This window comes from Catenulispora sp. GAS73, from assembly GCF_041262085.1.
Lineage (GTDB): Bacteria > Actinomycetota > Actinomycetes > Streptomycetales > Catenulisporaceae > Catenulispora.
On sequence record NZ_JBGCCM010000029.1, the window covers coordinates 98,100 to 123,536 of the forward strand.

Consider the following 25,437-nt stretch of genomic DNA (forward strand, 5'->3'; position numbering starts at 1 on the left):
GCCCGCTCCTTTGCGTTGTAGTACCTATACGGAAAGCAAGGAGGCGCTGACCATGGCGACTTTCGTCGACCGCGTGAAGCTGCATGTCACGGCCGGGAACGGCGGCCACGGCTGCGCCTCGGTCAGGCGCGAGAAGTTCAAGCCGCTGGGCGGCCCGGACGGCGCCAACGGCGGCCGCGGCGGGGACATCGTGCTGGTGGTGGACTCGAACACCAACTCGCTGCTGGACTACCACTTCTCGCCGCACCGCAAGGCCGGCAACGGCAAGCCCGGCGGCGGTGACTTCCAGACCGGCTCCAACGGCGCCGACCTGGTGCTCCCGGTGCCCTCCGGCACCATGGTCAAGGACGCCTCCGGCGAGGTGGTCGCGGACCTGGTCGGCGGCGGCACCCGGTTCGTGGTGGCGCACGGCGGCGTCGGCGGCCTGGGCAACGCGGCGCTGGCCACCTCCAAGCGCAAGGCCCCCGGCTTCGCGCTGCTCGGCGAGCCCGGCGAGGAGGGGGAGTTCACGCTGGAGCTGAAGTCGGTCGCGGACGTCGCGCTGGTCGGCTACCCCAGCGCCGGCAAGTCCTCGCTGATCGCCGCGATGTCCGCGGCCAAGCCGAAGATCGCCGACTACCCGTTCACCACCCTGGTCCCGAACCTGGGCGTGGTCAGCGCCGGCGAGTCCGTCTACACCATCGCCGACGTGCCCGGCCTGATCCCCGGCGCCTCCGACGGCAAGGGCCTGGGCCACGAGTTCCTGCGGCACATCGAGCGCTGCGCGGTGCTGGTGCACGTCCTGGACTGCGCCACGCTGGAGACCGACCGCGACCCGATCTCCGATCTGGACGTCATCGAGGCCGAACTGCGCGCCTACGAGGACTCCCGCGACGAGAGCGAGTGGGGCGTGTACGGCCGGCTCTCCGAGCGCCCGCGCCTGGTCGTGCTGAACAAGACCGACATCCCCGAGGGCAAGGACCTGGCCGACATCGTGCGGCCGGAGCTCCAGGCCCGGGGGCTGGACGTGTTCGAGGTCTCCGCGGTGTCCCGCGCGGGGCTGCGCGAGCTGTCCTTCGCGCTCGCGAAGATCGTGGACACCGCCCGCGAGTCCCGGGTCGAGCCGGAGCCCGAGCGCATCGTCATCCGCCCCAGGGCGGTCGACGAGGTCGGCTTCACCATCTCCTACGACGAGGCCGAGGACGCCTACTTCGTGCGCGGCACCAAGCCCGAGCGCTGGGTGCGCCAGACCGACTTCAACAACGAGGAGGCGGTGGGCTACCTGGCCGACCGGCTCAACAAGCTCGGGGTCGAGGTCGAGCTGGTCAAGATGGGCGCGAACGAGGGCGACACGGTGGTCATCGGCGACGGCCCGCGCGCCGTGGTCTTCGACTGGCAGCCCTCGATCCCCACCGGCGCGCTAGGCGTCACCGCCACCGGCGGCCGCCGCGGCGAGGACCCCCGCCTGCACCTGCACGAGGAGCGGCCCACATCGCGAGACGCCGAGTATCGCAAGGCGCACCGGCGCCGTGCGAATGGGACAATCGATGTGTTCGCCCCCGAGGACGACGAGTAACCCGCCACCTGCGCGGGCAGCCGACTGGAAGCCACGGGGAAGCCCACGAGAAGCTGAAAGTAAGGGTTCTGAGCAACCGTGTCCGGCCAGCTGCGTGAAGAAGTATCCGCCGCCCGGCGGATCGTGGTGAAGGTCGGCTCCTCGTCGCTGACCACCGCCGTCGGCGGTCTGTCCGGCGAGCGGGTCGACGCGCTGGTCGACGCCATCGCCTCGCGCCTGGAGGTGCCGGGCACGCAGCTGGTGCTGGTGTCCTCCGGCGCCATCGCCGCCGGCCTTGCGCCGCTGGGCCTGCGCAAGCGTCCCAAGGACCTGCCCACCCAGCAGGCCGCCGCCTCGGTCGGGCAGGGCCTGCTGGTCGGCCGGTACACGGCCTCCTTCGCGCGCTACGGCCGCACCGTCGGCCAGGTGCTGCTCACGGTCGACGACACGACGCGGCGCTCGCACTACCGCAACGCGCACCAGACGATGGCGCGGCTGCTGGACATGAACGTCCTGCCGATCGTGAACGAGAACGACACGGTCGCCACCCACGAGATCCGCTTCGGCGACAACGACCGGCTGGCCGCCCTGGTGGCGCACCTGGTGCACGCCGACCTGCTGGTGCTGCTCTCGGACGTGGACGCGCTCTACGACGGCGACCCCGCCAAGCCCGGCACGTCGCAGGTCGCCGACGTCCGCGGCCCCGCGGACCTGGCCGGCATCTCCATCGGGGGAGCGGGCCGGGCCGGGGTCGGCACCGGCGGCATGGCCACCAAGGTCGAGGCCGCCCGGATCGCCACCGAGGCCGGCATCCCGGTGGTGCTGACCTCCGCCGCGCACGCGGCCCGTGCACTGCGCGGCGAGGTGGTCGGCACACTGTTCCACCGGACCGGTTCCCGCACGCCGACCCGCTTGCTGTGGCTGGCACACGCCGCCGACACCCGCGGCTCGCTGCGGCTGGACGCCGGTGCGGTGAAGGCGATCGTCGAGCGCCGGCTGTCGCTGCTGCCGGCCGGCGTGACCGGCGTCGAAGGGTCCTTCAACGCCGGGGACCCGGTGGACCTGGTGGACGACGCCGGGGTCGCGGTCGCGCGCGGCCTGGTGAACTACGACGCGAGCGAGCTGCCGGAGCTGCTCGGGCGCTCGACGCGAGAGCTCGCGGCGGCGCTGGGTCCGCAGTACGAGCGGGAGCTGGTGCACCGGGACGACTTGGTCGTCCTGCGCTGACGGTGCCCTCTGTCAGCTCCCGACCCGGAACACCGGCCAGCACACCTCGGTACGCCACCGCGCCATATCCGGGGTGTCCCGCTGCCCGACGAGGTAGTACTCGCGGATCGGCCCCTGGACGGCCAAGGCATGCCGCTCGACATAGCTCGCCAGGGCGCCGTAAGCCCGGTCGGACTCGATCGGCGGCCCGGTGTGCTCGATGATCGCCAGCTCGGCCGCCGGCACCGTCGCGGGCCGGACCCGGCCCATGGCACGGACCGGAACTTCGCAGGGGACGAAGATGGTCACCTCGCCCTGGTGGTCGGTGAACACCGCGTCGGTGAACAGGCCGCCGGCCGGTCCGGACGGGGTCAGACCCTGGCCGCCGACCGTCGCGTACAGCTCGCCCAAAGCCCCGAGCATCCACGCGGCGCCGTCTTCCATCGCCACGGTCTCGGTGATCGCTGCCGCCTGCACGGCCGGCGTCTCGCGCAGCGTGATGTCCGGGACGGCGTCGGATTCGCCGGGCGCCAGCAGGTCCCGCAGCGAGGACACGGCGCGCTGCGTCCGCCCCAGCTCCGCCTCCAGCCGGTTCAGGTGCGCGGCGATGTGCCGGTTCCGGGTGTCCACATCGGGGGCCTTCATCACCGTCCGGATCTCCTCCAGGGGCATCCCCAACTCCCGGAACCGCCGGATCACCTGCGCGGCGGGGATCTGCGCGGTGGAGTAGCGCCGGTAGCCGGTGCCGGGATCGATCTCGGCCGGCTCCAGCAGTCCGACGTCGTGGTAGTGCCGAAGCGTCTTGACGGTCAGGTGGGTGGCGCGCGAGAAGTCGCCGATGGACAGGAACAGGGACATGGTCCGATTGTGAGGCCTCCCCCTACCGGAGAGTCTTGCCGGTTCGCGGCGCTTGACCCTCCGGCGACCGGCGGTCCGAGAGTCATGGCCATGACGAACTCCACCAAGAACACCACCGGAAACCTCACCACCGAACTCCAGACCGTCGTCGACCGCTACCTCGCCGTCTGGTCCGTCGGCGATCCGGCAGACCGCGCGAAGGCCGTCGCGGACCTGTGGTCGGACCGCGGCATCGAATACGTCGAGGGCCAGCAGTACATCGGCCACGCCGCGCTCGTCGAGCGGGTCGCCGAGGCCTACGAGGCCTTCGTCGCGAACGCCGCCTACACCGCCGTCGGCGGCGAGGACGCGGCGGTTCACGGCGACGTCGTCACCTTCACCATCCGGCTGGACCACGCGCAGGGCCCGGACCGCGGCGAGACCGCCTGGTCGGCCCGGGTGTTCCTGGTGCTGGACGAGGACGGCCAGATCCGTGAGGACTACCAGCTGACGGTCCAGCCGCTGGCGGCGTGACCGGGGCCGACGGGGGCCGGCCGGGGCGTCTCGACAGGCGAAATCCTCTCGGGGACGCCCCCGCTCGGCCTACGCTGGACCCATGACGGACCTGCAGACCGAAGTCCTGGACACCGCCCGCCGGGCCAAGAAGGCCGCTGCCGACCTGGCCCAGCGACCGCGGGGCCAGAAGGACGCGGCCCTGCACGCCATGGCCGACGCGCTGGTCGCCCGCACCGCCGAGATCGTCGAGGCCAACGGCCGCGACACCGAGCGCGCGCGGGAGGGGGGCTCGGCGGCCGGGTACATCGACCGGCTCACCCTCACCGGCGCGCGCGTCGCGGCCATCGCCGACGCGCTGCGCCAGCTCGCCTCGCTGCCCGACCCGGTCGGCGAGAGCGTGCGCGGCGGTGTGCTGCCCAACGGCATCGAGCTGCGGCAGGTGCGGGTGCCGCTCGGCGTGGTCGGCATCATCTACGAGGCGCGGCCCAACGTCACCGTGGACGCCGCCGGCATCTGCCTGAAGTCCGGCAACGCCGCGCTGCTGCGCGGGTCCAGCTCCGCCAAGGACTCCAACACCGTGCTGGTCGCCGTGATGCGGGACGCGCTGGTCGCCGCCGGCTTCCCGGCCGACGCCGTGCAACTGGTGCCCGGCGACTCGCACGAGGCCGTGAGGCACCTGATGAACGCGCGCGGTCTGGTCGACGTGCTCATCCCGCGCGGCGGCGCCTCGCTGATCCGGTCCGTGGTGGACAACGCGCGGGTGCCGGTGATCGAGACCGGGACCGGCAACTGCCACGTCTACGTCGACGCCTCCGCCGACCTCGACCAGGCGCTGAGCATCCTGGTCAACGCCAAGACCCAGCGGTACAGCGTCTGCAACGCCGCCGAGTCGCTGCTCGTGCACACCGACGTCGCCGAGGCGTTCCTGCCGAAGGCGCTCGCCGCGCTGGCGGAGAAGGGCGTCACGGTGCACGGGGACAAGCGGGTCGCGGCCTTCTCCGCGGCCGTCGTGCCGGCCACCGACGAGGACTTCGCCGCCGAGTACGAGTCGCTGGACTTGTCGGCGGCGGTGGTGGACTCGCTGGATGCCGCGATCGACCACGTCAACGCCTACAACACCGGCCACACCGACGTGATCGTCACCCGCGACCTGAACGCGGCCCGCGCCTTCCAGCTGCGGGTGGACGCCGCCGCGGTCGGGGTGAACGTCTCCACGCGCTTCACCGACGGCGGCGAGTTCGGCTTCGGCGCGGAGATCGGCATCTCCACGCAGAAGACCCACGCGCGCGGCCCGATGGGGCTGCCGGAGCTCACCTCCACGAAGTACCTCATGGTCGGCGACGGCCAGATCCGGGAGTGATCCGGGCGGGCGGGCACTGAACCAGGTGTGCAACGGAGCCGGATCAAGTAGCCTTTCGCCCATCATGTCCGTGTCGCGGTCCGGGGGAAGTGGGCCGTGCCTGAGCTGGGTTGGGGAAGGCCGTCCGTGGCCGAGGACAAGAACCAGAACCGCGACGACCCTGGCGAAGCGCCGATACTCTCCGAGCAGGAGTGGGCTGAGTTCGAGCGCTCCTTCACCAAGGAGTCGACGAAGACCGCGACCTACAAGGAGCCTTCGGCCCGCCAGCGCGAGCTGAGCGAGAAGTGGCGCAGACAGCGCCCGCACGACGGCGGCTGGCGCACCGACGGGACGCCGACCGACCTCGGCGAGGTCCCGGCGCCCGTCCGCGACAAGAGCGCCCCGATCGACTACGGCACCAGCCGCCGCCGGCGCTGGCGCCGGAACGTGGCCTGGGTGGTCCTGGCCGCGCTGGTCACCTCGGCGATCATCGGCGTACCGCGGCTGTTCTCCTCCTCCAAGGGCGGGAACGACCGGAACCCGAACGTCCCGCCGGCCTCCGGGACCCCGGGCGGCTCGGGAACCGGCGGCGGCAGCAGCGCGAGCGCGTCGGTGTCGGCGTCCGGGCAGGACGCGGTGCGCTTCTCGGTGTCGGGACGGGACTACCAGCTGGTGATGCTCGCGCCGGAGGGCGGGAAAGGCGTCTGACGCTGGAGGTGGAACGGCGGCGGCGCCTTGAGTGCCGCCGGGTGCCGCCGAACGTGCTGTTCTGGGCGCCTGTTTAAGGCGCCTGTTCTAGGCGCGGTCCGGTGTCGGTGGCGCGTGCTACACCTGTTTACAAGGGGCGAAAAAGTCCTAACAAAATGCCCGGCCGGCATCCCCAACTTTTCGCTACGCACGCTCCGCCGACCGCCGACCGCCGCAGCGAAACGGCCCCGATTCCCATCAGGAACCGGGGCCGCTCGCGTCGTCGCTCAGGTCAGCGCATCAGACCTCAGTCCTCAGCACCCTCATCCGGCGCACCGGCGCCCTCACCGCGCGACGGACCCCACTTGCGGTACATGGTCTCGCCGATCCGGCTCCCGACCCCGGCCACCTCGTCGGCGAACCCGCGCACCTTCGTCAGCAGCGGGTCGGTCGTCTTCTCGAAGTTCTCCTTGTACTGGTTCGCCGCCGCCTTGGCCTCCTCGCGCACGCTGGCCTGCGGGTCGTCCTCGCGGCGCGGGTAGTCGCCGGACATGACGCGCTGGTAGTCGCCGGACTCGACCCAGCGGGTCAGCTCCAGGGCGCGGATCGAGGTGTAGGGGTGCGTGCGCTCGCGCAGGCTCATGATCTTCAGGATCGACTCGCGCAGGCCGCCGCCGCCCTCGTGTTCGCGGGCCTGCTCCAGGAACGCGACGGGGTTCATCTCCGCCAGGTGGGAACCGCCGGCCAGCTTCATCAGGGAGCGCATGGCGGCGTCCAGGTCCTGCTCGACCAGGAGGCCGGCGCGGTCGCAGGAGAGTTCGGCCTTGCGGAACCACTCCAGCAGGGCGTTGATGAACATGTCGATGCCCCACTTGCCGATGGGCATCCAGGACAGCTTCGTGGCGAAGTTGGTCAGCCAGAACAGCATCGTGCGGTAGACCGCGTGGCCGGACAGGACGTGGCCGGCCTCGTGGCCGACGATGAAGCGCATCTCCTCTTCGTCCATCAGCTCGTACAAGCCGGTGGTCAGGACGATCGTCGGGCGGTCCATGCCGATGGTGAAAGCGTTCGGGACCGGGTTCTGGACGACATACATCTCCGGCATGAAGCCGATGTCCAGGACGTCGACCGCGTCCTCCAGCAGCGCCTGCAGGCGCTGGAACTGCAGGTCGCCGACCTTGACGCCGTCGGCCAGCAGGGACAGCCGGATCTTGCGCTCGTCGATGAAGCCGGACAGCTTGCGCAGCAGCATGTCGAAGCCGTCGATCTTGCGCAGCGCGACCAGCGCCGTGCGGTCGGCGGGATGTTCGTAGGCCCGGGAGCTGATGCCCGGGAAGCGCTTCCGGCTCCGGTCCGGCGTGTTCTCAGAACCTTCGCGATCCGGCATCGGGAACCCCCTCGTAGACGTCTCTATAGCTCACAGTAGACCCGGCACAGCCCTCGCGGGGCGTTCCCGTGACCGCCGGTGGAGCTCTCAAGATAGGGACGTCCGGACCTGCTGGGAGGTTCCCCGGGGCCCCGGCGTAGTGTGGACGCCATGCGCGTCCTTCACTCGATCTATCTGGCGGACCCCAGCCCGTTCCCCCAGAACACGGCGCCCCACACCGCGGGCTGGCTGCGGTGGTTCGTGCTGGGCGCGGTGATCACCGTCGTCCTGCTCGCCTGGGCGTGCCTGCGCGGCTATCGGAACCACGACTCCGAGGGTGAGTAGCCGGGGGGTCGGCCCGGGGGAGTAGCCCGCGCGGCTGACGGCGCCCGCTCAAGCGGGCACCCTGCCGGGATTCCGATCGGCCGGACCCCCTATGCTGACGTCCATGTCCGCACTCTCCACCGCCACGCAGGCCGCGCACGCCCTCCTCGCCGAGGGTACGACGGCGCCCGAGCCGACGCACCACGGCATCAACCCGCCGCTGAACGGCGCGATCGTCCTCGGCGTCCTGCTGATCCTGCTGTTCGTCACCACGCGTCTTAACAAGGATCGCTAGTCCCACCACCCCGGTCCGACCGGGTAGGGTGACGCGCCATGACCTCTCATCCGACGCCTGAGCCGCAGGCCGCCGGGGCGACCCGACGGCGCCGGACGCGGCTGGGTGTCATGGGCGGCACCTTCGACCCCGTCCACCACGGCCACCTGGTCGCGGCCAGCGAGGTCGCGAGCCTGTTCGGGCTCGACGAGGTGGTGTTCGTCCCGACCGGTGAACCCTGGCAGAAGTCCGAGCGCCGGGTGTCCGCGGCCGAGGACCGCTATCTGATGACGGTGATCGCCACTGCCTCGAACCCCCGGTTCTCGGTGAGCCGGGTGGACATCGACCGCGGCGGGCCCACCTTCACCACCGACACCCTGCGGGAGCTGTCGGCCGAGCGCGGCCCGGACACCGACCTGTTCTTCATCACCGGCGCCGACGCCCTGGAGCAGATCTTCTCCTGGCGCGACCCCGAGGAGCTGTTCGACCTCGCCCACTTCATCGGCGTCACCCGGCCGGGTCACCGGCTGGCCGACCCGGGGCTGCCGCCGGGGAAGGCCTCGTTGGTGGAGGTGCCGGCCATGGCGATCTCCTCCACAGGCTGCCGTGAACGCGTCCGGCACGGGGAACCGGTCTGGTACCTGGTCCCCGACGGAATCGTCCAGTACATCAACAAGCGGGGGCTCTACCGGGACACCCCTGGGACAGGGACGACATGAGCTGGCCGGGGGAGAACGATCCGCCGACGAGCGGGGGCTCGGGAGGGCGCGGCCGACGGCGCCGCGCCGACAGCCCCCCGGAGGACCCTTATGTGGCCCCGCAGAGCCCCGGCACCGGGCGGCGCGGATCGGGGGAGTACGAGCGGCCGGCGGAGTACGTGGAGCGGGCCGAGCAGGAGGCCGCAGCGTACGACCAGTACTCCGGGTACACGAACCCCTCCTACTACCAGGGCGGCGCGTATCAGGGCTACGCGCAGGGGGAGCAGTACCAGGAGCAGTACCAAACGGATCAATACCAGCAAGATCCGTATCAACAGGGCGGGTATCAGCAGTACCAGGCGCAGGATCCTTACCAGGCGCAGCCGTATGGATACGGGAACGCCGGTTATCCCGAGGCGCCGGCCCAGTACCAGAATCTCGACTCTTCGGGTTTCTACCAGCCCACACAGCCTCCGCAGCAGCCTTCCTACGAGTACGACCCCTACGGCCAGGCCCAGCAAGCGCCGTCCTACCAGCCGTACCCCCAGCAGCCCTCCTATGAGGAGCCTGCCGCTGCGCGCGTGTCGGCGTTCCCGACGATGCCGGAACCTGTCGCGGGCTTCGTGCCGGACCCCGAGCCGATGCCGGCGCGCGTCGTCGCCACCGAGACCGCGGCTGAAGCCGCCTCGGACGCCGACAACACCGGCGATTCCGGCGACTCCGAGGGCGAACTGACCAACTGGCTCCACTTCGTCGGCAACGACGACCGCGCCGAGCGGGCCCGGCGCCGCCGTGTCCAGCTGCTGTCGCTGGCCGCAGTCCTCGTGCTGCTGGTCGTCGGCGGCGGGGCGTGGTTCCTGCTCAACGGCGGCGGCGGCGTGAAGGCCACTCAGACCACGGTGCTGCTCCAGGTGAAGGACAGCAACGGCGACGCGGTCGGCAACGTGGTCCTGGTCGCGGACAAGAACGAGGTGGCCGGCAAGACCGATCCGGCCGGCCGGGGCGCGGCGCTGCTGATCCCCGCCGAGCTGAGCGTGGAGTCCGCCGCCCTGGACAGCCAGCCGTTCGGCGGCTCGATGCCGAGCGCCGCGCCGGCCGGCAAGGACGCGCTGACCACGCTGCTCGGCGTGAACGTGGACGGCGTCTGGTCGATGGACGAGCTGACGTTCGGCGCGCTGCTGAACAACCTGGTCGGCGTGAGCGTCAACGTGGACCCGGCCTCCGCCGCCGCGGTCCTCGACCAGAACGGCAAGCCGCTCTTCCAGGCCGGCACCCAGGACATGACCGGCGACAAGGCCGCCTACTACGCGGTCTACCACCCGAAGGGCGAGTCGCCGGACAAGCAGCTGGCCCGGTTCGGCCAGGTGGTGCAGGGCATGCTGGCCAAGATCCCGCACGAGGCCGGCACCACCACGGCGGTGCTCAACAGCCTGGCCGCGGTCCCGGACCCGGCGCTGCCCAACAACAAGCTGGCCGGGATCCTGACCGCGCTCGGCGCCGAGGAGCAGGGCAGCCGGTTCTCCGAGCAGACGCTGCCGCTGCGGTCCGACGGGACCGGGGTGATGGACCTGGACAAGGCCTCCGGCGTGGTCAAGGCCCTGCTGAACGGCGCGTCCAAGGCCAAGGACAACGGCGGGCTGACCCGGGTCTCGGTGGCCGACGCCACCGGCCGCGCGGACACCGTCTCCAGCCGCGCGATGGCCGAGTCGAAGCTGGTCGGCGGCGGCTACACGCCGGTGGACCAGGGCGTGGTGCAGCAGGCGGCGAACACGTACGTGACCGTGCCGAACCAGGACGCGATGTCGCTCGGCAGGCAGATCGCGCTGGCGCTCGGGCTGCCGGACAGCGCGGTGCGGGTCACGCCGTTCGACACCACGCTCACCGACGCCCGGGTGGTGCTGGGGGCGGACTGGACGCAGATCGGGCAGGTGCCGGCCGACCAGCCGACGACGCCGAGCGCGCCGAGCGGGTCCGGGACGGCGACCGGAACCGGCACCGGGACCGACTCGGCGACCGGCGGCGGCCCGACGGACGGGACGAAGTCCAGCAACGGCCGGGCCTCGCACCGGCCGACGGCGACGAACTCGTCCACCGGCTGAGGCCACCGGTCGCGCCTGCCGGCGGGCTGGGCCGTCGGCGGGCCGAAGCCGCCGGCGGCCTAAACCCGACGGACCGGCCGGCTGAGCATGAGATCCTGGTAGTCGCCCAGAAAGCGTCCACGAACGGAAGACTTCATGACCGCAACCGACCGCGCCCGGGAGCTCGCCATCGCGGCGGCCCAGGCGGCGTCCGACAAAGTGGCCGACGACATCGTCGCGTACGACGTGAGCGACGTCTTCGTGATCACCGACGCCTTCGTCCTGGCCTCCGCCAACAGCGACCGCCAGGTGCGCGCGATCGTCGACGGCATCGAGGAGCGGCTGCTGGAGATCGGCGCCAAGCCCGCCCGGCGCGAGGGTGAGCAGGAGGGCCGCTGGGTCCTGCTGGACTACATCGACATCGTGGTGCACGTGCAGCACGCCGAGGAGCGGACGTACTACTCGCTTGAGCGGCTGTGGAAGGACTGCCCGCTGATCGAGCTGCCGGAGTCGGTGACGAACGGCCGGAGCGAGCGGCCCGCCGGGTCCGTGGCGACGGTCGGGGCCGAGGCCGAGGATGTCGCCGACGAGTTCGCCGACGACGCCGACGACGAGTTCGCCGACGACGCCGAGGTCGCGGAGGACGACCGACCAGCCGCCGGGTTGGGCGCGTGAGCACGAACCAGGACGGCATAGGGGCTGGCGCTGCGGCGCCGGCCCCGGCTGCCGCTTCGGGCGCTGGGGTCGCGGCTGCGGTCGCTGCCCCGGTTGCCAACGCCGGCACCGCCGGTACCGCCCCGATGATCGCCACCGCCAGCACCGCCGCGCTCGCCGCCGCCACCTCCGCGGCGGCCCAAGCGGCCCAGGCAGCCATCTCGGCGTCGGCCGCGCGCGACCACGAGCCGACCGAGACCGCGCCGTCCGGCATGGACCGCGCCGCGAGCGTGAACGGCGCCCGGCAGATCGTCCTGTGGCGCCACGGCCGCACCGCCTGGAACCTGGAGCGCCGCTTCCAGGGCCAGACCGACATCCCCCTGGACGAGGTGGGCCTGGCCCAGGCCGAGCGCGCCGCCCGCGTCCTGGCCGGCCTCGGGCCCAACGTGATCGTCGCCTCCGACCTGATCCGGGCGACCCGCACCGCCGAGGCCCTGGCGCACCTCACCGACCTCCCGGTCAGCCTCGACGAAGGCCTCCGCGAAACCTACGCGGGCACCTGGCAGGGTCTCAACGACGACGAGATCATCGCCCGCTACCCCGAGGAGTTCGAGTCGTTCCGCCGCGGCGAGCCGATCCGCCGGGGCGGTGGCGAACTGGAGACCGAGGTCGCCGACCGCGTGGTGCCGGCCATCCTCCGCGGCCTGGAGAAGGTCCCGCCGGGCGGCACCCTGGTCGTCGCCACCCACGGCGGCGCGGCCCGCGTGGCCCTCGGCCGCATGCTCGGCCTGCCCCCGGAGCTGTGGGGCGCCCTCGGCGGCCTGTCGAACTGCTGCTGGTCGGTCCTCGGCGAGGCCCGCCGCGGCTGGCGCCTGCTGGAACACAACGCCGGCACGCTGCTGGAGCCGGTGATCGGCGACGACGAGTAGACGGGGCGCCGGCGGCGGAGCGTGGCCGGTGGTGCGCTTGTCTCGGCTGGGCCCGGTGGCTGGGCGCGGCCAGCGGTGTGCTTGTCCCGGCGGTGCGCTGGCGGCGGAGTGTGGCCGGTGGTGCGCTTGTTTCGGCTGGGCCCGGTGGCCGGGCACGGTCGGCGGTGCGCTTGTCTCGGCGGTGCGCCGACGGCCGGCGTGGTCGGCGGTGCGCCGGCGGCGGGGTGCTGGTGCGGCCGGAGTTGGGTGTGCTTCGCGCGCAGCAGCGAGGCGCTCGGATCTGGTGCGGTTGGGTGCTGGTGCGGCCGGACCTCGGTGTGCTTCGAGCACGGCGGTGAGGCGCTCGGACCTGGTGCATCTGATGGCTTGGCGCTGGTGCAGCCGGAGTTCGGTGCGCTGGCCGGCTGTCCCGCATCGCGAGCGGCGGCGGCCACATCCGTCCGCGCGGTTCTAGCCTCGTGGCCATGCCGGCTCCCGAACTCCGCCCCGCCACCGTCGCAGACCTCGACACCGTCCTGGCCTTCTGGCAGCTCGCCGCCGAGGACGCGCACCGTCCCGCCGACAGCGCCGCCGCGGTCTCGGCGCTGGTCGCTCGCGATCCCGAGGCCCTGATCCTCGCCGTCGACGCGGCCACCGGCGAGCTGGTCGGCACCGTCATCGCCGGGTGGGACGGCTGGCGCTGCCACCTCTACCGCCTCGCCGTGCACCCCGGCCGCCGCCGCGCCGGGATCGGCCGCCTGCTGGTCGACGCCGCCGAAGCCCGCTTCCGCACGCTCGGCGGCACCCGCGCCGACGCCATGGTGCTCGACGAGAACGACCTCGCCCACCACGCCTGGCGCTCCGGCGGCTACGCGCCGCAGGCCGAGTGGTCTCGCTGGGTCAAGCCGTTGTGAGCTGATCCCGGCTACCTCGGCTACCTCGGCGATCCCGGCCATCCCTGCCATCCCTGCCATCCCGGCCAGATCCCCGATGTCGCCGACTCACCTCCCCGGCCCTTTCCCGCGCCCCGCCGGTGCGGCACGCTGGAACGGTGACGGCCGAGATCTTCCACCCCCAGACCTACACCGCCGCCGTCCCCTACGCCCGCTTCGCCGAGCTGCGCCGCACCACCCCGGTCTGCTGGATCGAGGAGTCGGCCGTCGGCGCCTGGCCCGCCGGCCCCGGCTACTGGGGCGTGTTCGCACACGCCGACGTCAAGCGCGTCCTGCGCGATCCGCAGACCTTCTCCTCCCACCTCGGCGGCACCCAGATCCGCGATCCGGAGACCGCCGACGACCTGGCCTTCGTGCGTGCCATGATGCTCAACCAGGATCCGCCGGCGCTGTCCCGGCTGCGGCGCATCGTCGCGGCGGCGTTCACCCCGCGGGCCGTCCGAGCGCTGGAGGAGACGATCGCCGAGCGGGCCCGCGTCCTCATCGACGCCGTATTGCCCGCCGGCCACGCCGACTTCGTCGAGGTCGCCGCCGACCTCCCGGTGTGGACGCTCGCGCGCGTCATGGGCGTCCCGGACGAGGACCGCCGCCTGCTCTACGACTGGGCCAACCGAGTGATCGGCTATCAGGACACCGACTACGCCGGCCTGACCACCGCCGACGCCGCGGCCCTCAGCCCCCTCGGCCGCGCGGCGCTCGCAGAACGCCCCGCCATGATGACCCGCCCCGACGGACGCCCGCTCAACCCGCGCTCACGGGCAGGACTGGCGGACATGTACGCGTACGCGCACGGCCTCGCCGCGGCGAGTACAGATACTGACGCTGCTCCTGACGCCGCTGCCGCGACCCTCGCCGCCGCCCGCACCGCCGCCCCGGCCCCCGCAGCCCCGACCGGCATCGTCGCCCGACTCCTCGCCGAAGGCCTCACCGACGCCGAGTTCGAAAACATGTTCTTCCTCTTCGCGGTAGCCGGCAACGAAACCCTCCGCAACGGCATCCCCGGCGCCCTCCTGACCCTCCTCCAGCACCCCGACCAGCTCGCCGACCTCCGCCGCGACCCCGAGGCCCGCCTCGACGCCGCCGTCGACGAACTGCTCCGCTACTGGCCTCCGGTCATGCAGTTCCGCCGCACCGCGACCTGCGACGTCACCCTCGGCGGCCGCGCCATCCGGGCCGGCGACAAGGTCGTCGTCTACCACGCCTCCGCGAACCGCGACGAGACCGTCTTCCGCGACCCCGACCGCCTCGACCTCACCCGCAACCCGAACGACCACGTCAGCTTCGGCTTCGGCCCGCACTACTGCCTCGGCGCGCACCTGGCCAAGACCCAGATGCGCGCGATGCTCGGCCAGGTCCTGACCCGGATGCCGCGGATCCGTCCCGACGGCGACCCGGTCCGCCTGACCTCCAACTTCCAGAACGGCCTCAAGCACCTGCCGGTCCGCTGGGACTAGCCGGCGGGGACCAGCGGCGGTAACCGCCGGTCGAAACAGCTCAGCGCCCTGAGTTCTCCGCGAGCCACGCCACCAGCCGATCGACGAAAGCAGCCTGCGCGCTGTTGACCTTCTCCCGCGCGGCCTCCACCCCGAACCACTCTCCGCGATCCACCTCCGGGTACTCCCGCCGCACCCCCGACCGCGGCGGCCATTCGAGCTCGAACAGGTTGCTCACCAGCGTCGTCACGTCGAAGTCGGCCTCGACGCCCCACGCCGTGACCACCTTCCCGCTCTTCTGCCGCACCGACCCGAGCTCCACCAAGCGGTCCCGCGCCGCGTCGACCTCCGCGCCGGTCTCCTCGCGCAGCTCGCGCACGGCCGCCGCCAGCGCGTCCTCGTCGTCGGTGTACTCGCCCTTGGGAATCGACCACCATCCCGCGTCCCGCTTCGTGAACAGCGGCCCGCCGGGATGCACGAGCAGCACCCGCAGCTCGCCGTCCTCGATCTTGTACAGCAGGATGCCCGCGCTCTGCTTCACCGCGCCACCTCGATGACGAACCTTCCGACTCCGACGCCGGTCTCAGTCGAGACAGAACTCATTGCCCTCAACGTCCTGCATCACCATGCACGACTCGTTCTCCTCGTCGGCGGGCAGCAGCCGCACCTTCGACGCTCCGAGCGCGATCAGCCGCGCGCACTCGGCTTCGAGCACGGCGAGCCGTTCCGCGCCCACGAGGCCGGTGACGGTCCGCACGTCGAGGTGCACCCGGTTCTTCACGACCTTGCCCTCCGGCACGCGCTGGAAGTACAGGCGCGGGCCCTCGCCCGAGGGGTCGACGCAGGCGGCCCACGTCCCCCGTTCCTCCGGCGGCAGGGTGAGCTCGTACTCGGCCAACGTGGCGAAGCCCTCCGGCGCCGGCGGGAGGACGTACCCCAGCACCTCGCACCAGAACTGCGCGACGCGCTGCGGGTCCGCGCAGTCGAAGGTCACTTGGAAATGCTTGATCGACGGCATCGGGCCAGCATTTCACACGGAGTGAACCACCGTGGCGATCAGAGCGATCCGCGACGCTTATAGGCTGCGCGCCATGTGGGATCGGAACGCCGCCGCGGCGGCCCTGACCAAGGTGCGCGCAGCCCATCGCGGTGACGTGTCCGTCGGGCCCGCCGACGCGGATCCGGACCTGGTCGTCGAGGTCGGCGACCCGATGGACTGGTCGTTCTTCGACGGCATGACCACTCCCGCCGGCGGGCTGTGGCCCCGTTGGATCACCTACGTCGGGGACGACACCTCGGTGTTCGCCTGGGCCCGGGAGCGACACGTCGAGGGGTTGAAGTTCCGGCCCGTCACCTCGGGCCTGGTCCTCGACGTCTCCGCCGCGCACATCGACGAGCTGGTCATCGACCACGGCGACCTCCCGGTCACCGTCGAGGGCGTTACCGGGGGCCACATCAGGACCCTGACCTTCGTCGGCGAGCCGTCAGCGCTGACCGTGCTCGCGACGCCGGGACAGCCGCCGGAACCGTTGCCACGCATCACCCTCCGGCTGCCCCACGCCCCGACCCCGAACGGCGTCCCCGCTCCCGCCGACGGCTCGGCGGGATCCCGCGCCCTGCCGCCGATCCCCGGGCTCGGCGACGTCGAATCGCTGGAGATCGCCACCGCGCCCCTGGACGTCCCGCTCGATCTTCGCTCCCTGACACAGTTCCGCCGCTTGCGGAAGCTGAGCCTGAGGGGCGCGATCGCGCGCCCGGAAGCGCTCGCGGACCTGGCGCTCACGGAGCTGAACCTGCGCATGGCCCCGGACCTGACCGGGCTCCCGCCGCTGGCCACCTGGCCGGAGCTGGCCTCGTTCCTGACCTGGAACATCGACGCGGTAACCGGCAGGCAGCTTCGCGCCGATCTGAAGAAGCGCGGTCTGACGGCCCAGTGGGAGACCACCGACGACGGCGCCACATCGGCCGCGCAGGTCTGGAGCGTCAGCCAGCTGCGCACCGCCTCCTGGTTCGTGACCGAGTCCGGCCTGCCGTTCGCGGCGTGGTCGCGGAAGCAGTCCAAGCCGGCGGTGGCCGCGTTCAAGACCGCCGCCCGGCAGCTCGACGCAGCAGCAACCGCGACCGCGACCGACCGGCTTGCGGTCGCGCGGGACGCGATCGAGGGTTTCACCCGCGCCCTCAACGAGATCGGCGACCTGGAGACGCCGGAGCGCGAGGACGCCGCGACCGCGGTGCTCCAGCTCGCCCGGCTGGCCGTCCCGCCGGTGCCCGACGCCGAGGCGCTGGCCTGGTTCGACGAACTGCGGGACTTCTAAGGGGTAGGGACTCGGAGGACCGCGAGCACAATCCGCACACGACGACGGGATGACCGCGATGCCTCTTGAAGGTGAGTACGAGCCGAGTCCGGCGCAGTGGGTGCGCGAACAGGTCGAGCTGTATGAGAGCTCAGACGGCACACAGGGAGGGACGCTCTGGGACACAGGCCTGCCCATCGTCGTCCTCACGACGCGCGGTGCCAAGACCGGCAAGATCCGCAAGATCCCGCTGATGCGCGTGGAACACGAAGGGTGCTACGCGGCCGTGGCCTCGAAGGGCGGCTTCCCGCAGCACCCGGTGTGGTACTTCAACGTCGTCTCCGACCCGCGCGTGGAGCTCCAGGACGGCGCCGCGCGCCGGGAGATGACGGCCCGTGAAGTCACCGGCGAGGAGAAGGCCGAGTGGTGGGAGCGCGCGGTCGCCGCGTATCCGGCGTACGCCGAATACCAGGAGAAAACCGATCGTGTGATCCCTGTCTTCGTTCTGGAGCCGCGTCCGGCCGGCTCTTGATACGAAAGTTTGTTCGAGTAGGATCCCGGTCGTGGAACCGCTCATCCCCTTAGCCCGTGCCGTGGCCTCCGAGGTCGACCGCCTCGGAGGCTTTCCCGCCGCCGTACACATCGACGGCCGACGCTCCGTCGTCGTCATCGAGGGCCTGTCCGGCCCGGAGACAGCCGCCCGCATCCAGCTCGCGCTGGGGCGCGTGCGGTTGCGCGTGGAGGCCGACGGCGCCGGCCGGCTGCGCGTCTACCCGAGTTGAGCGGCGTCCCCGCGGGCCCCTGGCGCGACGCCCGGCGCCTCCCGCGCCCGCCCCGCGACGCCCGCCGCGTCGAGCCGCGCGAGAGCACGATCTGGGTTCGCGTCGACGGTCGCTGGCTGCCCGGCCACATCCAGTGCTGGTTCACCCACCGCGGCCGCTGGGCCTGCTGGCTGTCCTACCAAGCCGACCCGGCGCACCCGACGGTCGCGGCGATGTGGGGCCTGTTCGCCTACGAGCCGATGGCCATCCTCAGCCGCGCTGCCCACCCGACGCCGCCGGAGCCGCCGGAGCCTGCGCGAGAGCCCGGGCCCGGCGCGCGCAGAGCTCAGCAGAAGCGGTGAGCCGCCTCGGCCGCGAGAGCTACGCGGCCCCGGCCGCGAAAACACGCGGCCCCGGCACGGAATCCGTGCCGGGGCCGCGCGAGTCCTGTCTAACCGCTACGGAATAGTCCACTTCTGAGCGTTGGTGCCGTTGCAGTCGTAGATCTGAACCTGCGTACCCGATTGCGTGGTCGCACCGGGGACGTCCAGACACTTGTTGGACTGCGGGTTGTACAGCGATCCGTTCGACTGCGGCTCAAACACCTGCGCTCCGGTGCCGTTGCAGTCGTAGAGATCGACCTTCGTCCCGTTCGTCGTCCCGGCCGCGTAGATGTCCAGGCACTTGCCCAGAACATGCAGCGTGCTCCCGGCCTGCACCACGGACCACTGCTGCGCCGCAGTGCCGTTGCAGGTGTAGATCTGCACGGGGTTGTAGTTCGCGGTGCTCGAACTCTGGTCGTCCAGGCAGATGTTGGAGCCGACGCCGGAGTAGATCGGGCCGCTGCCCGGCGGGGGCGGCGGCGGGCCGCCACTGCCGCCGTTGGTCGTGTACGCCGCGACGTAGTCGACCTGCATCGTGCCGCCGGAGGCGGTCGAGCCGGTCGGTGTCGTGCAGTTGCAGACCCCGTTCGGGAAGCCGCCGCCCATCGCCAGGTCGAGGATGATCGACAGGTTGTGGTCGTAGGCCTGCTGCCAGGTCGAGGCGCCGACCTGTCCCTCGCTCACCGAGAAGTACTGGTTGCCGTCGAGGTAGAAGGTGATCGACTCGTTCGAGGTGTTGGTGCGGTCCAGCACCATGGAGTAGGTGTGGAAGCCGCTCTGACAGCCGCCGCAGGCCCGCAGCCCGCTGCCGATGCCGTTGCCCTCGTTGCAGACGCCGCCGGGGTAGGTGCCGCAGTGGATGGTGCCCGCGACCTCCGACAGGGCGTTGACGTCCTCCATGATGTCGATCTCGCCGTTCTCCGGCCACTGGCCCGGCCCGAGCATCCAGAACGCGGGCCAGTACCCCAGGCCCCCGGTCGGCTGCTGGATCGAGGCGCTCACCATCAGCTTGCCGCCGGCCGGCGCCCCGACGTTGGCCGAGGTGGTCTGCACCCGGCCCGAGGTCCAGTTGCTCCCGCCGCCCAGCGCGGTGATGTCGAGGTTGCCGTTGCCGTCCAGATGCACGTTGCTGGTCGAGTTCGTCATCGTCTCGATCTCGCCGGTGCCGAAGTTCGAGCCCGGACCGGTGTCGTACATCCACTGACCGTCGATGCCGCTGCCGGCCGCACCGTTGAAGTCGTCGAGGAAGACCTGGTTCCAGCCCGACGGCGGTGGGGGCGCCGAGGCCTGGGCCACGCCGTCGGGCGCCGAGGCCCAGGCCAGAAGCGCCACGGCGAGCGGCGCGGCCACGGCGGCCAGGCGCCGGAAGCGTTTGCGGGCGGTGCGGGGTGGTGATTGCTGTGGGGTTGCGGACATGGGGGTTCTCCAGGGTTGACGCACCACGAGGACTCGCGGACCAGGTCCGGCCGGCCGTGTCGGGCACAGCCGGTTCTGGGTGTCCGCGAGGTCTATACCATTGCGCGCGCAAGCTTCATGAAAGCGCTCTCACCGAACGCTGTCCACACCAGGGGACGAAGAATCTTGAACTTGTTCCGGGGTGGGCCTTACCGCGAGGCTCGGGGCTGCGCCGGAAGCCGGGCGCCGCCAGGACTTCGTCAGATGCCTGAGACGGGACGGTTCAGGGGTACTCAACCTGTTTTGAGAGTTCCCGACCTCGCTCGTTTGTACCGGAACTGTCACGAAGCCATGATCGGCCGATTTCCGCAGCAACCTCAGCGCACCATGTGACGTCTAGGTGGATGTATGGAATCCTGGAAGGCTTGGCGTGCGGTTTCGCACGGAAAACGCCGGTCTGGTGGTGTTCCGTACCCGGAAGAAGTCAACCGCTTTATACGTGGTCAGAAACCTGTCCACTCCAAGGAGGACTCGTGGCACGTGAGCACGGCCGGGGTGGTTCTGCGGGGGTCGCCGCCGGCGCCCGCCGCGTCACCGTCCGGCCCGCGTGGCGCCGCGCCGCCCAGCTGACCGCGGTCGCCGCCGCGGCCACGCTGCTGGCGGCCGGCTGCGGCAGTTCGTCGGGCTCCAAGCCGTCGGCGATGAACCCGGTCGCCAACGGGAGTTCCGCGCCGGCCGGCGCGGCAGGCGGCTCCAGCACGCCGGGGGGTGCGACGACGTCCTCGTCGCCCGCGACGCCCCTCGTGCTCAGCGCCAAGCCGGCCGACGGCACCTCGAACGCCGACCCCTCCGCGGGCATCCAGATCAGCGCCGCCGGCGGGAAGATCGAGTCGGTGACGGCCCAGGACGCCAAGGGCGACAAGGTGGCCGGCACGCTGGCCGCCGACGGCTCGGCCTGGACGTCCACCGGGACGCTGTACATATCCAGCAGCTACACCGTGACCGGCAAGGCGCTGGACTCCAGCGGTGCCGAGAAGACGATCTCGGCGAAGTTCACGACCCTGACGCCGCAGAAGCGGCTCGGGCTGCAGAGCTACTTCCCGGACGACGGGGAGACGGTCGGCGTCGGCCAGCCGATCTCGGTGAACTTCACCAACCCGCCGAACTCCAAGGACCGCGCCAACGTCGAGAAGGCGATGACGGTCACCACCACGCCGCACGTCGACGGCGCGTGGAGCTGGATCACCTCGACCCAGGTCGACTGGCGCCCGCAGAGCTACTGGGCGTCGGGCACCAAGGTCTCGGTGGCGATGAACCTCAACGGCGTGAAGGCCGGCGACGTCACCTACGGGTCGTACAACAAGAACTTCAGCTTCACCATCGGCCGCGACCAGCGGGCCGTGGTGGACACGAAGAACTACACCATGCACGTCTACCAGGACGGCAAGGACGTCAAGGAGATCCCCACCGACACGGGGATGGCCGGGTACAGCACCTGGGGCGGCACCATGGTGGTGCTCGACAAGGAACCGATGATCGAGATGAAGTCCTGCTCGGTGCCGGGCTTCAGCTGCACGCCGGGGGTCGGCAACTACTACGACCTCAAGGTCTACAACGACGTGCACCTGACCGACTCGGGGACGTACATCCACCAGGCGGAGTGGGACAGCCACATCGGCACGGACAACACCTCGCACGGCTGCATCCACCTGAGGCCGGCGGACGCGACGTGGTTCTACAACTTCATCAACATCGGCGACCCGGTCACCGTCAACGGGGAGCCGGACCAGGTCCACAACGGCAACGGATACACCGACTGGAACGAGAGCTGGCAGACCTGGCTCTCCGGTTCCGCGGCCGGGGTTTCGACCGCCGGGCAGTGAACAGGGTCGAGCATTGGCTGAGTGCTAAGCCGAGTGCTTAGCTGAGTACGACGAAGCTGGCCGTTCGCGCAGGTGCGCGGACGGCCAGCTTCGTCGTTGCTCGACCTGATCCGGGGCGCGGCGCGCGAGGGCCGGTGGGACGCGGCCCTGGTGAACTCTTTCGGGTTCGGCGGGCACAACGTGATGGTCGCTTTCACGCAGGTGTGAGCTGCGCCCGCATGCAGCGCCGCCCGCCCACAGATACTCGCCGCAGCGCCGCGCCGTCTGCCTGCCCGCGCCTGCTCGCCTGCTGCGCCGTCTGCCTGCCCGCGCCTGCTCGCCTGCTGCGCCGCCTGGCTGCCCGCCCCTGCCTGCCCGCTGCGCCGCCTGGCTGCCCGCCCCTGCCTGCCCGCTGCGCCGCCTGGCTGCCCGCCCGCGTCCGCTCGCTGCGCAGCCTGGCCGCCTGCGCCGGCTTGCCCGCAGCGCCAGCTGGCCGCCTGTCCGCCCGCCTTTCGTGGCTGCCGGGCTGTGCGACTGCGGGCTGCCGACCGCGGCGATGCGAGGCACACGGGCATGCGGGATTGCGTGAGCCACGCGGCGTGCGGGGCGCGCTGGCGTGCGTGAGCTGAGCTGCGCCGCCTGCGAGCGTGTAAGGCTCCTGCCATCCAAGGCTGCGGCTCCCGAGCCCGCCGCAGCCCCGCCGCCGACCGGCGCCCTACTCGAAGTCCACCTCCACCAGCAGGTCCGCCGTCCGCTCCGGCTCGGCGAGCATCGCCGACACCAGGTGCCGCTGGTCCCAGCGGCCGGCGGCCCAGGCCAGGCCGCGGGCCAGGCCGTCGAAGGTGGAGGTGTGCACCACGCCGTCGGCGACGCGCCAGTCGACCTCTGTGCCGTCGGCGAGGATCAGGTCGTCGTGCTCGACGTATGTGCTCGGTGCGTCGGGGAGCAGGGCTCTGACCGCGTCGGGGACGTCGCGGGTCTCGCCGGGTTCGTCGACTCCTGCGTCTATCGCCTCCGAGGCCAGGTCCAGGTCCAGGAGGTCGGCCAGGGCGGTGGCGTGGCGGAGGGGGATCGGGAGGTAGGGCCGTCCGGCCAGCAGTGGCAGCAGGTCCGGGGCGTCCACGACCACCACGTCGTCCGCGTCGGCGACCACCAGCTCGCCGTCCAGCGTGGCACGCAGGTGGTCCGGCGGGGACACCCGGTCGGTGGGGATCTCGGCCAGCGTGCAGTACAGGTCCGTGAGCTGGCTCCTGGTCACCGTCCGGTCCGGGTCGGCGAGGCGGTCCAGCAGTTCGTCCGGACCGCCGGCGGCGGCCAGGAGTTCCAGCGCCGTGGTCTTGACGCCCAGTGCCGTCAGGAACTCCGGGTCGTTGGCGAGGGCGCCGGCGTCGGCGGGGTCCAGCGGATCGTAGAGTCCGGCCAGGGCGGTGTCGTCGCCGGCGACCAGATCGGCCGGGCACTTGTCCGCCAGCACCGGCATGCGGCCCAGCCACCACGCGGTCGGCGAGGGCACCGTCAGCTTGCCGCCGTCGGCCAGGGACAGCCGCGCCGGCCGGAGCACCGCCTGACGCAGTGCCGGCGTGCGCGCCAGCAGCTCCAGCGCCCGCGGCCACGCCTCCGGCCGCACCGTCTCCAGCCCGGTGACGGCCGCCAGCTCGGCGAGCACCACCGGCGCGGAGTCCGGCGGACACACCGACTCCACGTGCTCGGCCCAGTCTTCGAACCCCTCCAACTCCGCCAGCTCGTCGTCGAGCGTGTCGGGGTCGAGCAGCACGTCGGTGTCCCGCAGCACCGGGAACCCGTCGGGCACGCCGGCCGCGTGCAGGACGGTCGAGCCCCAGCGCGCGACCCACTCGCCGTCCACGAACCCGTACAGCTCGGGGTCGACGATCCCCGCCAGCGCCGAGTCGGGTACCAGCAGCTCCCCGGCCGGGGTCAGGCTGCCGTCGGCCTCGGGCAGCAGCAGCCGGCCCAGGCCGAACCGCTCGCCGGGACGCGGATCGGCGGCCCGCACCAGTGCCAGCACCGCCTCGGCCACGGACACCGGATCGGACGACGCGTCGTCGCCGAGCGGTACCGGGTCGTACGCGCCCTCCACCGCCTCCTGCACCGCCGGATCGGCCAGCATCACCCGGGGCTCGGCAGGCTGCGCGCCCAGCCGCTCCAGCAGCCGCGCACCGTCGCCGAGCGCGTGCGGGTGGATGACCCGCAGCCCGAGCGGAGTGAGCGCGGCGAGCGTGGCGTCGTCCAGCCCCGTGGCCGGACGCAGCGTGCCCCGCGGCCCGCGCACCGTACGGCCGTCGGCCAGCGGGACCGGCAGCGCCGACAACGCGTCGAACGCCAGCGGATCGTCGCCGGAGACCGCGTCCAGCGCCGTGTACAACGCGGCCCACCACTCCGGCCGCCGGTCGAGCCCGGAGACGGCCTCGACCACGTCCCCGAGCCCGATGCCGCGCACGCCGAGCGTCGAAAGCGCCGCCTGGTCCCGCTCGTACCCGGCCGGCAGCAGCCCCGGGATCACGTCTTCGAGCGCTGCGACCAGAGCCTCGGAGTTCGGGCTGAGGAACACGGCGTCGCGCGGGACGAGAAGCTCGGGGCCGCCATCGACAGCTACAGCGTCGCCGATCTCAGGGTCCGCTTCCGGAACAGCCGCCGCCGGCAGGAAGGCCGTCTGCCCCAGCAGCGTGACGATCCGCCGCCGCAGCTCGGCATCGACCGGGCCGTCCGCGATCGGCCCCGGAACGAGCCGCAGCAGCCCCGGCGTCTTCGCCGGCCAGTCCCGCACCAGCGCCGCATAGGCGTCCGCGGCCCGGTCCAACAAGAACTCCGTCAACGCCCCCGGCGCCAGCCGCCGCCGCGTCGGATCCAGCGGCAGCGTCGCGATCAACAGCGCCGGCAGCCCCAACGGCTCGTCCGTCGGCGTCGGGCCGTGGAACACCGGAAGCGTCGCCGGCCGGCGCGGCTCCTCGGCGGCGTCGCACGGCACCGCCCACATCAGCGCCCAGCTCGGCCGCGCACGCTCCTCGGTCGGCCGGTCCGCCAGCAGCTCCGGCGTTATCCGCCCGCTGGCCGTGACGGTCCGCCACCGCGACTCCTTCGAGCCGTCGGCGACGGTACACACGCCGTCCGCGTCGCGGGCCGCGGTCAGCCGGCGCACGTCCCCGTCGATGTCCACAACGATCTCCGACAGCGACGGCAACGCCAGCAGCAGCGCGTCATCGAGGCCGGCCAACAGGTTCGCGACCAGCTTGCGGGCCGCGTCGTCGCGCAGGGGGAGCACGACGGCGGTGTCAAAGCCCTGCGGCGGCTGCTCGTCGATCGGGAACGGCAGCCGCAACACCGGAGTCCGGCCGCCGCGCCGCGCCAGTTCGGCCTGGAGCCCCGCGCTCTTCTCGGCGGCACGCTCCACTTCCCGGCGCGCGTCGGCGGCCGAGAATCGGACGCTGCCGTCGCGGGACAGCATCGACGGCGCGTCGCAGACCGCGAGCACCGCGGCGAAGCCGACGCCGAAGCGCCCGACCGGGGAAGCCGCCGCGGTCGCCGCAGCCGCTGCCGCCGCAGAACCCTCAGCCGCAGAACCCTCAGCCGAAGAACCGTCAGCCACAGCCCCCGCATCCCCGACCTTGCCCGAGGCCCGCAGCGTGGAAAGCCCGGTCACCCCGTCCGCGTCCAGCGGCGCCCCGACGTTGGCCGCGGTCAGCGTCTGCCCGGCCAGCGTCAACCGCAGCCGGCCGGGCACGCCGGCCCGCAGAGCGGCGTCGGCCGCGTTCTGCGCCAACTCCACGACGACGCGGTCCCGGTACCCGCCGAGGACCAGGTCCTCTTCCAGGTTGGCGTCCTCGCGGAAGCGCACGGGCGAGGCCACCCACGCCTCCAGCACCCGGGCCCGGATCGCTGCTGTCTCAAAGGGATCGTTCACGCGCGGATTCTAGGTC

24 protein-coding genes are annotated in these 25,437 nt (G+C 72.0%); 18 read left to right on the forward strand and 6 right to left on the reverse strand.

Translation table 11 applies throughout. The features are described from left to right. Window positions 1-52: 52 nt before the first annotated feature. Window positions 53-1,555 carry a GTPase ObgE gene (gene obgE / locus ABH935_RS35825; protein ID WP_370382403.1) on the forward strand — a complete coding sequence of 501 codons (1,503 nt, stop codon included), beginning with the start codon at window positions 53-55 and terminating at the stop codon, window positions 1,553-1,555. A gap of 78 nt (window positions 1,556-1,633) precedes the next feature. Continuing rightward, window positions 1,634-2,761 (forward strand): glutamate 5-kinase, encoded by a 1,128-nt coding sequence (gene proB / locus ABH935_RS35830; RefSeq protein WP_370382404.1) that lies wholly within the window; start codon window positions 1,634-1,636, stop codon window positions 2,759-2,761. Between the two features lie 12 nt (window positions 2,762-2,773). Here proB and ABH935_RS35835 read toward each other — a convergent pair whose 3' ends face one another. Further along, entirely contained in the window at window positions 2,774-3,598 is an 825-nt protein-coding gene (locus ABH935_RS35835; protein ID WP_370382405.1) for a MerR family transcriptional regulator, read from the reverse strand. 90 nt (window positions 3,599-3,688) lie between these two features. Between ABH935_RS35835 and ABH935_RS35840 the strand changes: the two genes are divergently transcribed. The 3 genes from ABH935_RS35840 to ABH935_RS35850 all read left to right on the forward strand — a co-directional run bounded on the left by ABH935_RS35840 (window position 3,689) and on the right by ABH935_RS35850 (window position 6,140). After that, window positions 3,689-4,111, forward strand: a complete 423-nt coding sequence (locus ABH935_RS35840; RefSeq protein ID WP_370382406.1) for a nuclear transport factor 2 family protein — start codon at window positions 3,689-3,691, stop codon at window positions 4,109-4,111. An 82-nt stretch (window positions 4,112-4,193) separates the two neighbouring features. After that, window positions 4,194-5,453: a glutamate-5-semialdehyde dehydrogenase gene (locus ABH935_RS35845; RefSeq protein WP_370382407.1), complete on the forward strand. Its 1,260-nt coding sequence runs from the start codon at window positions 4,194-4,196 to the stop codon at window positions 5,451-5,453. Between the two features lie 96 nt (window positions 5,454-5,549). After that, window positions 5,550-6,140 carry a hypothetical protein gene (locus ABH935_RS35850; protein WP_370382408.1) on the forward strand — a complete coding sequence of 197 codons (591 nt, stop codon included), beginning with the start codon at window positions 5,550-5,552 and terminating at the stop codon, window positions 6,138-6,140. A 286-nt stretch (window positions 6,141-6,426) separates the two neighbouring features. On the opposite strand, the gene ABH935_RS35855 is transcribed toward ABH935_RS35850, so the two are convergent. After that, window positions 6,427-7,506, reverse strand: a complete 1,080-nt coding sequence (locus ABH935_RS35855) for a M48 family metallopeptidase (protein WP_370382409.1) — start codon at window positions 7,504-7,506, stop codon at window positions 6,427-6,429. Window positions 7,507-7,656: 150 nt separating this feature from the next. Between ABH935_RS35855 and ABH935_RS35860 the strand changes: the two genes are divergently transcribed. The 8 genes from ABH935_RS35860 (at window position 7,657) to ABH935_RS35895 (ending at window position 14,828) form a co-directional block, all read left to right on the forward strand. Further along, window positions 7,657-7,830, forward strand: a complete 174-nt coding sequence (locus ABH935_RS35860; RefSeq protein WP_194916861.1) for a hypothetical protein — start codon at window positions 7,657-7,659, stop codon at window positions 7,828-7,830. Between the two features lie 103 nt (window positions 7,831-7,933). Then, on the forward strand, window positions 7,934-8,104 hold the full coding sequence (locus ABH935_RS35865; protein WP_370382410.1) for a hypothetical protein: 171 nt from the start codon (window positions 7,934-7,936) through the stop codon (window positions 8,102-8,104). 38 nt (window positions 8,105-8,142) lie between these two features. Then, window positions 8,143-8,802, forward strand: coding sequence for a nicotinate-nucleotide adenylyltransferase (gene nadD / locus ABH935_RS35870; RefSeq protein ID WP_370382411.1), 660 nt, complete (start codon window positions 8,143-8,145; stop codon window positions 8,800-8,802). Further along, on the forward strand, window positions 8,799-10,880 hold the full coding sequence (locus ABH935_RS35875) for an LCP family protein (RefSeq protein WP_370382412.1): 2,082 nt from the start codon (window positions 8,799-8,801) through the stop codon (window positions 10,878-10,880). Before nadD ends, ABH935_RS35875 begins: the two co-directional genes overlap by 4 nt. Before the next feature lie 135 nt (window positions 10,881-11,015). Continuing rightward, a complete protein-coding gene (gene rsfS / locus ABH935_RS35880; protein WP_370382413.1) occupies window positions 11,016-11,534 on the forward strand; it encodes a ribosome silencing factor in 519 nt (172 codons plus the stop codon). Window positions 11,535-11,785: 251 nt separating this feature from the next. After that, window positions 11,786-12,442 (forward strand): histidine phosphatase family protein, encoded by a 657-nt coding sequence (locus ABH935_RS35885; protein WP_370382457.1) that lies wholly within the window; start codon window positions 11,786-11,788, stop codon window positions 12,440-12,442. Between the two features lie 464 nt (window positions 12,443-12,906). Continuing rightward, window positions 12,907-13,335, forward strand: coding sequence for a GNAT family N-acetyltransferase (locus ABH935_RS35890; protein WP_370382414.1), 429 nt, complete (start codon window positions 12,907-12,909; stop codon window positions 13,333-13,335). A gap of 137 nt (window positions 13,336-13,472) precedes the next feature. Further along, on the forward strand, window positions 13,473-14,828 hold the full coding sequence (locus tag ABH935_RS35895; RefSeq protein WP_370382415.1) for a cytochrome P450: 1,356 nt from the start codon (window positions 13,473-13,475) through the stop codon (window positions 14,826-14,828). 40 nt (window positions 14,829-14,868) lie between these two features. Here ABH935_RS35895 and ABH935_RS35900 read toward each other — a convergent pair whose 3' ends face one another. After that, window positions 14,869-15,348 (reverse strand): NUDIX domain-containing protein, encoded by a 480-nt coding sequence (locus ABH935_RS35900; RefSeq protein ID WP_370382416.1) that lies wholly within the window; start codon window positions 15,346-15,348, stop codon window positions 14,869-14,871. A 42-nt stretch (window positions 15,349-15,390) separates the two neighbouring features. Continuing rightward, the gene (locus ABH935_RS35905) at window positions 15,391-15,825 is read right to left on the reverse strand and encodes a VOC family protein (RefSeq protein WP_370382417.1); all 435 of its coding nucleotides are present in this window, start codon (window positions 15,823-15,825) and stop codon (window positions 15,391-15,393) included. A gap of 31 nt (window positions 15,826-15,856) precedes the next feature. Between ABH935_RS35905 and ABH935_RS35910 the strand changes: the two genes are divergently transcribed. From ABH935_RS35910 to ABH935_RS35925, 4 genes are read left to right on the forward strand one after another with little or no spacing between them, the layout of a single operon-like run. Then, window positions 15,857-17,122 (forward strand): hypothetical protein, encoded by a 1,266-nt coding sequence (locus tag ABH935_RS35910; RefSeq protein ID WP_370382418.1) that lies wholly within the window; start codon window positions 15,857-15,859, stop codon window positions 17,120-17,122. Window positions 17,123-17,180: 58 nt separating this feature from the next. Continuing rightward, complete coding sequence (locus ABH935_RS35915; RefSeq protein WP_370382419.1) at window positions 17,181-17,633, forward strand: nitroreductase family deazaflavin-dependent oxidoreductase; 453 nt, start codon at window positions 17,181-17,183, stop codon at window positions 17,631-17,633. 31 nt (window positions 17,634-17,664) lie between these two features. Continuing rightward, a complete protein-coding gene (locus ABH935_RS35920; RefSeq protein ID WP_194910627.1) occupies window positions 17,665-17,883 on the forward strand; it encodes a hypothetical protein in 219 nt (72 codons plus the stop codon). Next, complete coding sequence (locus ABH935_RS35925) at window positions 17,880-18,224, forward strand: hypothetical protein (RefSeq protein ID WP_370382420.1); 345 nt, start codon at window positions 17,880-17,882, stop codon at window positions 18,222-18,224. The genes ABH935_RS35920 and ABH935_RS35925 overlap by 4 nt, the downstream gene beginning before the upstream one ends. Window positions 18,225-18,320: 96 nt before the next feature. Here the strand turns inward: ABH935_RS35925 and ABH935_RS35930 are convergent, their stop codons facing one another. Continuing rightward, window positions 18,321-19,661 (reverse strand): ricin-type beta-trefoil lectin domain protein, encoded by a 1,341-nt coding sequence (locus ABH935_RS35930; RefSeq protein WP_370382421.1) that lies wholly within the window; start codon window positions 19,659-19,661, stop codon window positions 18,321-18,323. Window positions 19,662-20,173: 512 nt separating this feature from the next. Between ABH935_RS35930 and ABH935_RS35935 the strand changes: the two genes are divergently transcribed. Beyond that, window positions 20,174-21,523 carry an Ig-like domain-containing protein gene (locus ABH935_RS35935; RefSeq protein WP_370382422.1) on the forward strand — a complete coding sequence of 450 codons (1,350 nt, stop codon included), beginning with the start codon at window positions 20,174-20,176 and terminating at the stop codon, window positions 21,521-21,523. A 694-nt stretch (window positions 21,524-22,217) separates the two neighbouring features. Here the strand turns inward: ABH935_RS35935 and ABH935_RS35940 are convergent. Continuing rightward, complete coding sequence (locus ABH935_RS35940) at window positions 22,218-25,421, reverse strand: molecular chaperone Hsp90 (protein WP_370382423.1); 3,204 nt, start codon at window positions 25,419-25,421, stop codon at window positions 22,218-22,220. Between the last annotated feature and the right edge of the window lie 16 nt (window positions 25,422-25,437).

Bases quoted from the DNA above. Each gene is read 5' to 3' on its own strand.
- ABH935_RS35915 (WP_370382419.1), top strand. From the start codon at position 17,181: ATGCCTCTTGAAGGTGAGTACGAGCCGAGTCCGGCGCAGTGGGTGCGC.
- rsfS (WP_370382413.1), top strand. From the start codon at position 11,016: ATGACCGCAACCGACCGCGCCCGGGAGCTCGCCATCGCGGCGGCCCAG.
- ABH935_RS35890 (WP_370382414.1), top strand. From the start codon at position 12,907: ATGCCGGCTCCCGAACTCCGCCCCGCCACCGTCGCAGACCTCGACACC.
- ABH935_RS35865 (WP_370382410.1), top strand. From the start codon at position 7,934: ATGTCCGCACTCTCCACCGCCACGCAGGCCGCGCACGCCCTCCTCGCC.
- ABH935_RS35930 (WP_370382421.1), bottom strand. From the start codon at position 19,661: ATGTCCGCAACCCCACAGCAATCACCACCCCGCACCGCCCGCAAACGC.
- obgE (WP_370382403.1), top strand. From the start codon at position 53: ATGGCGACTTTCGTCGACCGCGTGAAGCTGCATGTCACGGCCGGGAAC.
- ABH935_RS35905 (WP_370382417.1), bottom strand. From the start codon at position 15,825: ATGCCGTCGATCAAGCATTTCCAAGTGACCTTCGACTGCGCGGACCCG.
- ABH935_RS35835 (WP_370382405.1), bottom strand. From the start codon at position 3,598: ATGTCCCTGTTCCTGTCCATCGGCGACTTCTCGCGCGCCACCCACCTG.
- ABH935_RS35845 (WP_370382407.1), top strand. From the start codon at position 4,194: ATGACGGACCTGCAGACCGAAGTCCTGGACACCGCCCGCCGGGCCAAG.
- ABH935_RS35875 (WP_370382412.1), top strand. From the start codon at position 8,799: ATGAGCTGGCCGGGGGAGAACGATCCGCCGACGAGCGGGGGCTCGGGA.
- nadD (WP_370382411.1), top strand. From the start codon at position 8,143: ATGACCTCTCATCCGACGCCTGAGCCGCAGGCCGCCGGGGCGACCCGA.
- ABH935_RS35855 (WP_370382409.1), bottom strand. From the start codon at position 7,506: ATGCCGGATCGCGAAGGTTCTGAGAACACGCCGGACCGGAGCCGGAAG.
- ABH935_RS35860 (WP_194916861.1), top strand. From the start codon at position 7,657: ATGCGCGTCCTTCACTCGATCTATCTGGCGGACCCCAGCCCGTTCCCC.
- ABH935_RS35885 (WP_370382457.1), top strand. From the start codon at position 11,786: ATGGACCGCGCCGCGAGCGTGAACGGCGCCCGGCAGATCGTCCTGTGG.
- ABH935_RS35840 (WP_370382406.1), top strand. From the start codon at position 3,689: ATGACGAACTCCACCAAGAACACCACCGGAAACCTCACCACCGAACTC.